The following is a 12258-nucleotide window of genomic DNA, read 5'->3' as shown; positions in this document are numbered from 1 at the left end:
TTCTTTGCTTATTGGACGGTGCTATCAACCGGCAACCTTTGGCTAGCCGCGCTGGTGGCTTTGCTGGTTGGCCTGATCATGGGGGTCATTTATGCCGTTATTACCGTATTTTTTGAAGCCACCCAAGGCATCAGCGGTATCGGTATTTTCATCTTTGGTTTAGGGTTCAGCGACCTCATGTTTCGTCAACAAGTAGGCACCCCGAAACCTGTTCCTCGCCTCCCCAGCGTCAACATTCCCTTTTTAGCGGACTTGCCTTACGTCGGTGAACCGCTTTTTCAGCGCAGCCTCATGACCTATTTAGCTTTCGGTTTGGTTCCCCTCACCGTGGTCTTGCTCAACAAAACTACTTTCGGCCTAAACGTTCGAGCAGTCGGTGAAAACCCTCAAGCCGCCGACAGCCTCGGAGTTTCGGTAGAGCGCACCCGATTCGCCGCCATCATGATCGGCAATGCATTCGCCGGTCTGGCCGGAGCCGCTCTGGTTTTGCAACTCGGCATCTTCCAACCCAACCTCACCCAAGGCATGGGTTTCATTGCCGTCGCATTGGTGTACTTCGGTGCCTGGCGCCCCTGGGGGGTCATGGGTGGAGCGTTGCTTTACGGCGTGGTCAATGCCACCGTTTTGCAATGGAAAGCATTAGGAATTATCCCGGTCAGCATTTCTGACCTGGCGGGCATGGCTCCTGCTATTCTCACCATCGGGGCACTCATTTTGCTGGCCCGACGTGTGCACGCCCCTGCCGCCCTCACCAAGCCTTTCTCCCGCCATTAACAGTTCATACGAAAAATCGGGGAAACCCCCCCGGAAAGGAAAAGAAAATGAAAACCAAAATGAGGTTCACCGTTCGCCTCTTCGCTGTACTGGGGGCCTTTGCGCTCTTAGCCACGGCGTGTGGCGGCGATGACGACACCCCCGAAGCCGGTGGCGCACTGACCGTAGCCATTGTGGCTCCGAGTGCTTCTAACGACCTTGCCTTTACTCAAAGCATGGTTGATGCCGTAAACGCTTTGGACCGTGAAATTACTTTGTCGATAACCGACGGTACTTTCATTGTTGAAGAAGCAGCAGCCGCCATTCGTGGCTACGCCGAAGACGGAATAAACGTCGTCATCGCTCACGGCACCCAATACGGGGCATCGTTAGCAGAAATTGCTCCCGACTTTCCCGACACCACCTTTATTTGGGGTACCGCCACCGACACCCAAGGCCTTGACAATGTCTTCGCCTATCACCCAGCCGCCGACCAAGGCGGCTATGTCAACGGCGTTATGGCAGCCGCTATCTCCACCACTGGCGTCATCGGCGTGGTTGGCCCCATTGAAGCCGGCGATGCCGTGGCTTACATTAACGGCTTTGTCGAAGGTGCTGAAGCAGGCGGAGCTACCGTCAACGTGACCTACACCGGTTCATTTGGTGACGTAGCGTTAGCCGCTGAAGCAGCCGAAGCGCACATCACCAACGATGTCGATGTGCTCACCGGCACCGCCCAAATGGTGGTCGGTGCAGTTGGCGTAGCGGTCTCCAACGATGTGCCATGGTTTGGCACGCAAGCAAACCAAACTTCTTTGGCTCCCAACTTAGTAGTGGCCTCACAGGTCTACCACTGGGAAGTAGTGCTTGAAGAAATGTTGGCTTTGCGTGACAGCGGAACCAAAGGCGGGCAAGCCTTCGAGTTGAACATGGCCAACGGTGGCCTGGTAATTGAGTTCAACGACGGCTACAGCCTTCCGGCCGACGTAAAAGCTGCCGCAGAAGCAGCCATTGCGGAAAAGTCCGCAGGCTAAATAACCACGATTAAGTCTCTTTGGGGTGGCGGGTTTTTGCCCGCCGCCCCAAATGAGAACCACAATAATAGAGAACATTTATGACCAGCACCTCAGACAATCTTTTAGAAATGCGTGGCATCACCAAACGCTTCCCTGGCGTAGTGGCCAACGATCAGATAGATTTCGACGTGCGTTACGGCGAAGTCCACACTCTGCTGGGCGAAAATGGTGCCGGCAAAAGCACCTTGGTAAAAATACTTTTTGGTCTTTACCAAGCCGACGAAGGCGATTTTTTGCTCCGCGGTAAACCCGCACACATTATTTCTCCCGCCGAGGCCATTACCGCTCGCATCGGCATGATTCATCAGCACTTCATGCTGGTCCCTACCCTTACCGTGGCCGAAAACGTAGCTTTGGGGCTTTCTTCTTCTCGGCGACCTTTTACTGATATTGACGCTGTTTCGGTTCGTATCGATGAGATCTCTCAAGAACATGGGCTGGCCGTTGACCCTTCGACCCTCGTGGCTCACCTCTCGGTAGGTGAACGCCAGCGAGTGGAAATCATCAAAGCCCTTTACCGAGATGCCGAACTGCTGGTTTTGGATGAACCCACCGCAGTTTTGACCCCCAACGAGGTGGACGACCTTTTCGTTATTTTGCGGCGCATGGCCGACAACGGACGAGGCCTAATTTTTATTTCTCACAAACTGCGTGAAGTTATGGCGTTAAGCGACCGCATAACTGTGCTGCGCAATGGCCAGGTTGTGGGCGCCACCACCCCTGCCGAAACTGATCGTCAACAACTGGCCGAGATGATGGTGGGGCGAGCCGTGCGCCTCACCCCCGAGCTTCCTCCTGCCCAAACTACAGAAACCCGTCTCAGTGTTTCTGGCTTGACCGTCAAAGGCGATGACGAAATGGTCGCCGTAAACAACTTGTCGCTAGATCTGCATGCCGGAGAGATACTGGGTATTGCCGGGGTGTCAGGCAACGGGCAACGGGAGTTGGCCGAAGCCATCGCTGGCCTACGGTCACCAGAAAACGGCCACCTCACCCTAAACGGCGCCAAAATAGACAAAAGCACGACCCGGAAACGCCGGGACCTTGGCTTGGGGTTCATCCCCGAAGAACGCATCCCCGATGGAGCGGTGGCAGAATTTTCGGTGAGTGAAAACTTGATTCTGGTTGATCACCAAAGCGAAGCATTCGTCACTAAGGGTCTTTTAAACCAAAAAGCTATCGAAAAGCACAGCACGCAACTGGTGGAAGACTTTGCTGTTAAAACCCCCAGCGTAGAAACCCCCACCTCAAGTTTGTCGGGCGGAAACATCCAAAAAATAATTCTGGCCCGCGAATTGGCCGCTCACCCCACAGTGCTTTTGGCTTGCCAACCCACCCGTGGCGTAGACATTGGTGCCGCAGAGTACATCCACAACCGGTTGATAGAACAGCGTTCGTTGGGCACCGCAACCATTTTGATCTCCGAAGACCTCGATGAAGTACTCGGCCTTTCGGACCGCATCGCTGTCATGTACGAAGGCCAAATCATCGCCATAGTGGACCGCCAAGATGCCGAACGCAGCCAAATAGGCCTCCTCATGGCCGGCGTCACCGACTAGCCGCCCTTTAAGTCGCGGTCATGTGGGGGCTGACCCCACGTGACGGTGTTAGGTGAAAAGGGTTAGGCGAAAAGCAGCCAGACGCCTTGGATCAGGCGCCAACTGAGGTAAATCACTGCGGCCCCTACGAATACCCAGAAATGCCAAGGGACCTTTTGCGAAGCCGCAGGTTTGCCTTCAGCGTCAGAAACCTTGTCGCCGCATTTTGGACAGGTGCCCATAACCGACACCGAGTTGGGGCTCAAATATTTTGCGCAGGGCTCACACCACGGCATGGCGGTCAGGTTTTGCGGATAGCCAAAATAGCTATGTCGTCTTCGACCCCGCCCAAACTAAAATCGTTAGCGGCATCCAACAGTTGCTTGCACAAAACCGCTGGTTCGATACCAGGATCACGGCGAATAGCGTTACCAATGCGTTCCTCACCAAACATTTCGTCCCCATCACGAGCCTCGGTCAAACCATCGGTGTACATGACCGCCATGTCGTCGTGTTCCATAGGGATCTCTCGACTGAAATAAGTTCCGCCAGGGTCCAACATAAGCAACGGCCCCGTAGAACGCAAAGGCTGCACCTCACGCTGATGCCACAAAAAAGTAGCCGGGTGGCCCGCCGAGGCATAACGCATGGTTTTCGCCTCAGTATCGAACACCAAAACCACTAAAGAAATAAACTCTTCCGAACGATCAACCGACGACATTTGCCGGTTGAGTTCCTCTAATGCCTGAGCCGGGTCACGAAACTGGCGTAAGAAAGTTCGCAGCAAATACTTTGCTTGGAAAGCAGTAATGGACGATTCAATACCGTGGCCAGAAACGTCGCCGATGACCGCCGCCATTCGAGTCGGGCTGGCTTGGAATACATCAAAAAAATCACCCGACATCAAACCGGAACCCGCTTGATAAACCCGACCCACATCAAACCCCGAAAAAGCCGGGAGTTCATCGGGCGCTAACCGTCCGGCCCACGCTTTAGGGGCCAGTTTTTCTTGGCTAAGCGCTTCTTGAGCTCGGCGTTCAATATCTATGCGTTGACGGGCCAAACGGGCTTCACGCACCGCATTACGAGCCCATGCGGTAGAAACCAAAGCAGGAACCGCCACCAAAGCAAACACCCAAGTAGCGGGTGCTACGGCGTTGGCAAAAAAAGCGACGGCCAGCAAACCATAAAGCAAAGCGGCGTGAGCTTCTTTACGAAAGTGCGACCACGCCAGGGTGTAGGCATCGGGAGCCTCTTCAGGGTCGATGCGATGCACCAAACGTTGGCGATGACGCGCCGAACGAACCCAACTAAGGGTGGCGGCCAAACAAATCAAGCCCACGACGGCAAGTACCGGGGTGTCCATGACTGGCTATCGTATCCCAAAGGGATAGCTGTCGTCTCTCACTGCGTTTTAAACCCGTAAAAAGAGCAACGAACCTATTCGGAGCGTTTTCTGACCCGTACTTTGATGGGGGTGGCCCCCAACTCGAGATCTTCGCGTAAACGCCGCTCTAAATACCGCAACCAAGTGCGTGGCAACTCATAGTTGACAAACAAAGTAAAGGTCGGTGGGTCAGTGGCCCCTTGGGTGGCGTAAAGCACTCGGGCGCCACCGGGCGCGGGTTGTGCTTGCTGGGCTGCCCGAATCACATCATTTACCCGACGGGTCGGAATGCGGGTGCGGTAGCTCTCAATGGTGTCGGCCAGTGCCGGCCACAAACGGGTCACGTTTTTTCCGGTCAGGGCACTGATTTTAATTACCGGCGCAGCGCCGACAAAATGGAGTTTCATCCCTACTTGGTCAGATACATCGGCTCGTGTTTCGGCATCGCAGAGGTCCCATTTGTTGAGCAGAACGACGACCGGGCAACCGGCGGCATCTACCCGTTCGGCTAAGCGTTGATCCTGATGGGTGACCCCAACGGTGGAATCGATAACCAGCAGCGCTACATCGGCGGCATCGGCGGCTTTTAGGGCCCGAACCAGCGAATAGTATTCGGTGTCTTCGTCAATACGGGCTTTGCGGCGCATACCGGCCGTGTCGATAAAACGTACCGGCCCGTATTCGCTTTCTACCACGGTGTCGATGGCGTCTCGGGTGGTTCCCGGGCGATCATGAACCACCGCTCGGTCTTCGCCAATCAACCGGTTAAACAACGTGGATTTGCCCACATTGGGGCGACCCACCAGCGAAACCGAAATAATGCGATCTTCTTCTTCGTCAACTTCTGGTTCTGGTTGGGGCTCCGGTAACAAAGCAATCAGGCGGTCCAGCATGTCGCCGGTACCGCGCCCATGAAGAGCACTAATAGAAGCCGGTTCGCCCAGCCCCAGTGACATAAGTTCCCAGACCACTGCTTCGTGGCTCCGGTCATCAACCTTGTTGGCTACCAAAATAACTTGTTCGGTGCGTTGACGCAGCAAAGCCGCCACTTTGGCGTCGTCGTCGGTTATGCCCACCGTGGAATCCACCACAAACAAAATAACGTCAGCGTCTTTAATAGCTTTTTCACTTTGACGGCTTACTTTTTCGTCAAGGTCATCGCCCCCGGCTATCCATCCACCGGTATCCACCAGGGTGAACTCACGGTCCAGCCATGAAGCTTCGACCTCTTTGCGGTCGCGGGTTACCCCGGGGCGTTCTTCCACAATGGCTTCGCGCCGACCGACGATGCGGTTCATAAGCGTTGATTTGCCCACGTTAGGGCGGCCCACGATGGCCACGACTGGGTTCATGTTGAGACTCCTTGTTTCAGCGCTTTTCGCAGCGCTCCCCCATCGGTCGGGATCACCTCAACGCGACGGGGCAGGTCCGCTGGGGTGAGATCGTCGAGAAAACGGCCGCCGCTGAGGCACACATCAGGCAACAAGTACCGGTGGCCTTCAGGTTCGTCGTTTAATACTCGGATCAAATCCTCACCGACCATCAAGCCGGTTACCCCTACGTTGCCTCCGAAAAACTGGTTTTCCACCGTGACAACCCGCACATCACTACGCCCCACCTCAGCCACTAGGGGTTCAACAATGGGCGCACCGAGCGGGCCGGTCAATACAGCCACCGGGGCTTGGCGACGTGCTCCGATGCTTACTGGGGTATCGGCAGTTCTCGGTGCCCGGTAGCCCTGAGCCGGGGCGCCGTCTACTGAAGCAAAGAAGCCTGATTTTTGGCTGCGTATCTGGTGATCGGTGTCGTGAAATTCCATTTCGAAGCCGCGGGCCATGCCGATGCCATCTTCGTGCATAGAAAAATCACCATACGTCTCAGCGGGGGGAAAAGGCCGGCCGGCCAGCAGGTAGTACTCGTCGGCGGCGTAAACCAAACGATGCCCCAGCGTTGATAAAAAATGTTCTTGCCATTCATCAACCAGGTCCACCACTACTCGGGCTTCGTCAACGGTGTGGGGGCGCATACGTTTTTCGTCGGTGTGGCGGCTTACCCCCAACGGCACCACGCACAGGCTGGCCAACTCGGGAAAACGGTCGGCTACCCCGGCCAACGTGTCTTCTAACCATGCTCCGTCGTTGACTCCCGGGCAGACCACTACTTGGCCGTGCACTGTCACGTCATGATCCAAAAGGGCCCGCAGCCAACGCAGGCTGGTGGCTCCCCTCCGGTTGCGTAGCATTTCGGTACGTTTGCCGGGGTCTGTGGCGTGGATGCTGACGTACAGAGGGCTGAGGTTTTCGGTAATGACTCGTTCAAGGTCCGCTTCGGTAAAACGGGTCAAGGTGGTGAAGTTTCCGTAAAGAAACGACAAACGGTAGTCGTCGTCTTTGAGCGACAAACTGCGACGCATGCCGGGCGGCAATTGATAGATGAAACAAAACTCGCAGTGATTGTCGCAAGTACGTACTTGGTCAAAGAGCGGGCTATCTACTTCAATACCCAACGGGGCGCCCGCCATTTTTTCTATGGTCAAGGCTTGGTGCTGGCCGTTACGTTCTATATCAAGGGTCACCAAGGGCTCATCAACCAGCAGTTGATACTGGATGACGTCACGAGGCACTTGTTCGTTGATACTGAGGATGAGGTCTCCGGCCACCACGCCCGCTCCGGCAGCCGGCGAATCGGTGGCAACGTCGACCACTACAGGAGCGGACATACCTTCAGGCTACCGATGCGGCGGCTTGGTGGCGGTAAAGTCTTGGTTATGACCGTAGACCAAGTGTTACTGGCCGACCCGCGAGGGTTTTGCGCCGGTGTAGAAATGGCCATTAAGGCATTGGCTTGGATGGTTCGAGCCTTTGACGAACCGGTCTACTGCTACCACGAGATTGTGCACAACAAAATTGTTGTCGAGCGTTTCGAAGCTCAGGGCGTGGTGTTTGTAGACAGCATCGACGAGGTGCCTCTAGGCGCTCCGGTCATGTTGTCGGCTCATGGTTCGGCACCCAAAGTTGTTTCTCAAGCCGCCCAAGTAGGCGGGTTTACCGTTGATGCGGTATGCCCGTTGGTGACCAAAGTGCATCATGAAGTAAAAATTCGCAGCAAGCAGGGTTACCAAGTGGTCTATGTGGGCCACGCCGGCCACGAAGAAGCCGAAGGCACTATTGCCGTAGCCCCAGAAATCATGCACCGGGTGGAACGCCCCGAAGAAGTCGCCGACCTCGCCGACTTGGGCGACCAAGTGGCTTTGCTAGCCCAAACAACTTTGAGCCATCGAGACTGGGAAGGGGTGGTAGAAGCAGCCCAAGAACGGTGGCCACATTTATGGTCGCCGGGGCGCAGCGACTTGTGTTTTGCTACCACTAACCGTCAAGCCGCTTTGTTGGCTCTGGTGGATCGCTGCGACGCTGTGGTGGTGATCGGCTCTACCAATAGTTCCAACACACGGGCTTTGGTCAAACTGGCCGAACAAGCCAACGGCCCTCGAGTGGTGTGGATCAACCGGGCCGCCGAGTTACCCGATGACCTTTCTGGCGTGGTCGGGGTTACCGCCGGAGCATCGGCCCCTGAAGAAACCGTTGATGCGGTGTTGGCTGCTTTAAACCCGACGCAAGGCGTGGAGTTGGTGCGGTACACCGAAGAAGACGAGTACTTTCCGCCGCCCCGTAATCTGCGCAACTTGTTGGCTGCTTTACGAGGGTTCGGCGGCTTAGGTTTTGGCGCTCCCCCGGCCCCGCAACATTTTGACGACCGATCGCTTGACGCCTCGGTGACTTTAAAAACCCTCGGGGTTTAGTTTTCTTCAGGCTCCGGCAAAGCGGGGCGGCCTGCTAAGCGTTGCGCTTCGTCAAACACCACTTGCATGGCTTGGCGCAACTCTTCGGTGAAATCAGTAACTGCTTGACGAGGCACCCGGCCTTCAAAAGTAGGCGGGTAAAGCGGCTCACCCAACACCATGTACACCTTGACCGGTTTGATCATGGACGACCCGGGGCGCATGGAATAATCGGTGCCGGCCAACCCCATGGGCACAATGGGCACCCCGGCTCGTAAGGCCACAAAGGCCGGGCCGGCGTGCATTTCTTCGGCTTTGATAACCGGGCCGTGTCTTCTGGTGCCTTCCGGGAACATTACCAACGGGTCGCCCAGTTCAAGCACTTCTTGGCAAGCCCGTAACGCGGCCCGGTCGGCGGTGCCGCGCTCTACCGGAAAACCCCCCACCAGGCTTAAGAACCAACCCAACGGACGGTTGCGCCACATGGCTTCTTTGCCTAAAAAACGTTGCCGGCGAGCGGTCACCATGCCCCCCACCGGGGTGTCGAGGTAAGACCGGTGCACCGGAGACAAAATGTACGGCTCTTCTTTGGGCAGATTTTTGCCGCCCACTACTTTGAAACGGAAATAAACTTTACAAATCAACCAAAGCAGCGTCCAAAAAAACCGGTAAGTGGCTCGCTCCACCCAAGTCATTTGTCGGCCCATCTCTCTCATCTGAGCAGGCCTCTCATTTGAGTAGGCCTACCACGTGGTCCACCACTTGGTCAATGGTCATAGTCGAAGTGTCGACCACCACCGACCCTTCGGCTTCTACCAACGGGCTGGCTTTCCGTTGAGAATCCACTTCGTCTCGACGGCCAAGGTCGGCCGCCACGGCAACCACATCTTCTCCGCCGGCTTCGGCGGCTCGGCGTTGGGCCCGCACCTCTTCCGAAGCGGTTAAATAGATTTTGAGCGCCGCATCAGGAAAAACCACCGAACCAATGTCACGGCCTTCCATGACCCCACCGTTACGGTCTTGCGCCCACTGGCGCTGGCGTTGCACCATTTCGGCCCGCACCGCCGGCAAAGCCGCCACCACGCTGACCGCTTGGGTAACTTCAGTCCCTCGGATGGCTTCGGTGGCGTCGACCCCGTTCACCACACACGACGATTGGTCTAACTGCAGATCAAGAGTTTGCGCTACCGCCAATACCGCATCGGTATCGGCCAGGTTGAGGCCACCACTTAAAGCAGCAAAAGCCACCGCCCGATACATGGCCCCGGTATCAAGGTAAGCCAAACCTAAACGGGCAGCCACGGCTTTCGCCACCGTGGATTTTCCCGACCCTGCTGGCCCATCAATGGCGATGACCTGCATATCAGACGTCTGTGCTTCGCAACATGGCTAAATCTTGCCCGAAATTTGGGTAACTGGTGGCCACCGCATCCCAATCCGAGATTCTGGTGCTGCCAGAAGCCACCAAACCGGCAATAGCCCCGGCCATAGCAATGCGGTGATCGCGGTGTGTTTCTATAAGGCCCCCAGCCAATGGGCCGCCGGTTACTGCCATTTGGTCGCCGGTTACCTCAACCTGTGCGCCCAGAGCCACCAGCATGGCTTCTACGGTGGCCAGGCGGTCGCTTTCTTTTACCCGCAGTTCAGCCAAGCCTTCGAACACCGTGGTGCCGATGGCACAAGCGGCGGCGATAGCTAGCACCGGTACTTCATCTACGAGGCCCGGTACTTCGGCGGCCGTCACCGTGGTGGCCTCCAACGGGCCAGAACATACGGTGAGGTCGCCAGAAACTGGGTCGTGGGTTAAGTCGGCGCCCATGCGCTTAAGCACCTCGACGAAACCGGTGCGAGCCGGGCCCTGATACACATTTTCGACAACCACCGCTGAGCCGTCCACGATGGCCGCTCCCACCGCCCAAAAGGCAGATTGCGAAGGGTCGCCCGCTACTTGGTGGGTGAAGGCTTGTGGTCGCCCGGGTTGCACGGTCACCGAAAGCCCCTCAACGGTTACCTCAAGACCGCAGGCTGCCATTAGTTCTTCGGTGTGGGCACGACTGATGATGGGTTCTCTAACGGTGGTGGGGCCTTGAGCATTGAGACCGGCCAGCAGCACCGCACTTTTTACTTGAGCGCTGGCCACCGGCATAACGTATTCAATGCCCGACAAGGGGCTGGCAGAAATAGTCAACGGCGCATGGCCTTGCCCATCGACGCTAGTCACGATGGCCCCCATAGCGGTTAACGGGTCGATAATACGATCCATGGGGCGGCTACGAATAGAGGCATCGCCGTCCAAGGTGGCTTCAATGCCTAACCCAGCCAGCAACCCAGCCAACAAACGCATGCCGGTACCGGAGTTCCCCACGTCCAAGGCTTCCGGCGGCGAAACCAGCGTTCCGCCGTTGATTACCAATACCTCGCCGTCTTGAGTTACTTGTGCGCCGAGGGCTTCAATAATGGCCAAGGTGCACAGCACGTCTTGGCCGTTGCTTAAGCCAGTGATGCGAGATTCGCCGTGGGCCAAAGCAGCCAACATAAGTACCCGGTGAGAGATGGACTTATCGCCTGGCACCTGCACTCGGCCTTTTAGCGGGCCGCCCGGTGAAACCTGATGGCTGGTCATGCCAGCGGTTGCGAGGTTGGCCGGTAACCGCTAGCCATCAAACCGCCTTTAAGTCGTTCCCCCAGAGAGGCTTCGACGATAAGCAAAGCCACCCCGCGGTCGCCTTCCGAAGAGTGAGCAATTTCTAGGTCGTAGATGTTGACGTCAAGGTCGGTAGCCAAAGCAAAGATGGCCGCTAACTCACCTTGACGGTCCAGTACTGGCACCCGCACCTCCACCAACTCAGAAGGTCGGGGAGCACCGGTGGGCAGGCTAATGCGGGCCGTGCGGGCTCGTTCGAGGCGTTGCAACAATGCCGGACGGTCAGATTGTGCGACCTCTTCACGGACGGCAGACAGGTCATTTATTAAAGAATCCAACACTTCGGTGATCGCTGCCTGGTTTTCGGCGCAAATATCGGGCCAAATACCGGGGTGCCCAGCGGCGATACGAGTCATGTCGCGAAAACCGCCAGCGGCCAACCGCAACACGGCGTAATGCTCTTCGGAACTCGCAGTGGCTAAACCCATCAGAGTGGCCGCGGTGAGGTGCGGCACGTGCGACACAATGGCTACCAGCGCATCGTGGCGACTTGGCGACAAGGTCACCACTTCGGCCCCTAGCGAGGCCACCACCTGGCGCACTGCGGCGAACACTTGGTCATCAGTGGTTTCGGTGGGGGTCAACACCCAGTTGCTGTCGGCGAACATGTCGGAGCGTGCCCCATCTACGCCTTCTTGTTCTGAGCCGGCCATGGGGTGGCCGCCTACAAAACGAGGGTCATTTACGGCGGCCACTAAGGCGGCTTTAACGCTGCCCGCATCGGTCACCAAGGCTTGGGGTGCTTCGGCCAGCGCTTGGCCGGCTACTTCGGCGATCAAAGCCACCGGGGTGGCCACAAAAACTATTTCCGCTTGGTCATCCCAACCAATGGTGTCAATGGCGCCGAGTTCCAAACCGCTATCCAGATGCCCTTGGTGCGGGTCTACGCCGCTGACTTGCCAGCCTTGTTGGCGCAGGGCCATACCGATAGAGCCTCCGATGAGGCCCACCCCGGCCACCGTGGCGCGGCGTTTCATGTAGTTACCTGCGGTTTCTGCATGGCCTGATGCTAGCGGGCTTCC

12 protein-coding genes are annotated in these 12258 nt (G+C 56.8%); 4 read left to right on the top strand and 8 right to left on the bottom strand.

The annotated features are described in order from the left end of the window. From EYQ49_01435 to EYQ49_01425, 3 genes are all read left to right on the top strand, one after another. On the top strand, positions 1 to 774 hold a 774-nt coding region (locus tag EYQ49_01435), incomplete at its 5' end, for an ABC transporter permease (protein ID HIG24541.1). A gap of 47 nt (positions 775 to 821) precedes the next feature. Continuing rightward, complete coding sequence (locus EYQ49_01430) at positions 822 to 1787, top strand: BMP family ABC transporter substrate-binding protein (GenBank protein HIG24540.1); 966 nt, start codon at positions 822 to 824, stop codon at positions 1785 to 1787. Between the two features lie 80 nt (positions 1788 to 1867). Continuing rightward, positions 1868 to 3388, top strand: a complete 1521-nt coding sequence (locus EYQ49_01425) for an ABC transporter ATP-binding protein (GenBank protein ID HIG24539.1) — start codon at positions 1868 to 1870, stop codon at positions 3386 to 3388. Between the two features lie 62 nt (positions 3389 to 3450). On the opposite strand, the gene EYQ49_01420 is transcribed toward EYQ49_01425, so the two are convergent. From EYQ49_01420 to EYQ49_01405, 4 genes are all read right to left on the bottom strand, one after another. Beyond that, complete coding sequence (locus EYQ49_01420; protein HIG24538.1) at positions 3451 to 3663, bottom strand: hypothetical protein; 213 nt, start codon at positions 3661 to 3663, stop codon at positions 3451 to 3453. Between the two features lie 5 nt (positions 3664 to 3668). Continuing rightward, on the bottom strand, positions 3669 to 4733 hold the full coding sequence (locus tag EYQ49_01415) for a serine/threonine-protein phosphatase (protein ID HIG24537.1): 1065 nt from the start codon (positions 4731 to 4733) through the stop codon (positions 3669 to 3671). A 74-nt stretch (positions 4734 to 4807) separates the two neighbouring features. Then, complete coding sequence (der, locus tag EYQ49_01410) at positions 4808 to 6106, bottom strand: ribosome biogenesis GTPase Der (protein HIG24536.1); 1299 nt, start codon at positions 6104 to 6106, stop codon at positions 4808 to 4810. After that, a complete protein-coding gene (locus EYQ49_01405) occupies positions 6103 to 7473 on the bottom strand; it encodes a DUF512 domain-containing protein (GenBank protein ID HIG24535.1) in 1371 nt (456 codons plus the stop codon). The genes der and EYQ49_01405 overlap by 4 nt, the downstream gene beginning before the upstream one ends. Positions 7474 to 7521: 48 nt before the next feature. On the opposite strand from EYQ49_01405, the gene ispH reads away from it, so the two are divergent. Beyond that, positions 7522 to 8553 carry a 4-hydroxy-3-methylbut-2-enyl diphosphate reductase gene (gene ispH / locus EYQ49_01400; GenBank protein HIG24534.1) on the top strand — a complete coding sequence of 344 codons (1032 nt, stop codon included), beginning with the start codon at positions 7522 to 7524 and terminating at the stop codon, positions 8551 to 8553. Here the strand turns inward: ispH and EYQ49_01395 are convergent. Genes EYQ49_01395 through EYQ49_01380 form a run of 4 tightly spaced genes read right to left on the bottom strand, consistent with a single transcriptional unit; the run spans position 8550 to position 12213 of the window. After that, positions 8550 to 9248 (bottom strand): 1-acyl-sn-glycerol-3-phosphate acyltransferase, encoded by a 699-nt coding sequence (locus EYQ49_01395; GenBank protein ID HIG24533.1) that lies wholly within the window; start codon positions 9246 to 9248, stop codon positions 8550 to 8552. The two genes, ispH and EYQ49_01395, sit on opposite strands and share 4 nt — an antisense overlap. A gap of 13 nt (positions 9249 to 9261) precedes the next feature. After that, positions 9262 to 9894, bottom strand: a complete 633-nt coding sequence (locus tag EYQ49_01390; protein ID HIG24532.1) for a (d)CMP kinase — start codon at positions 9892 to 9894, stop codon at positions 9262 to 9264. 1 nt (position 9895) lies between these two features. Beyond that, the gene (aroA, locus tag EYQ49_01385) at positions 9896 to 11155 is read right to left on the bottom strand and encodes a 3-phosphoshikimate 1-carboxyvinyltransferase (GenBank protein ID HIG24531.1); all 1260 of its coding nucleotides are present in this window, start codon (positions 11153 to 11155) and stop codon (positions 9896 to 9898) included. Then, the gene (locus tag EYQ49_01380) at positions 11152 to 12213 is read right to left on the bottom strand and encodes a prephenate dehydrogenase/arogenate dehydrogenase family protein (GenBank protein HIG24530.1); all 1062 of its coding nucleotides are present in this window, start codon (positions 12211 to 12213) and stop codon (positions 11152 to 11154) included. The genes aroA and EYQ49_01380 overlap by 4 nt, the downstream gene beginning before the upstream one ends. Positions 12214 to 12258 lie beyond the last annotated feature (45 nt).

This window comes from Acidimicrobiia bacterium (assembly GCA_012959995.1).
GTDB lineage: Bacteria > Actinomycetota > Acidimicrobiia > Acidimicrobiales > MedAcidi-G1 > MedAcidi-G2B.
This window is presented reverse-complemented; position numbering and strand designations above follow the sequence as displayed.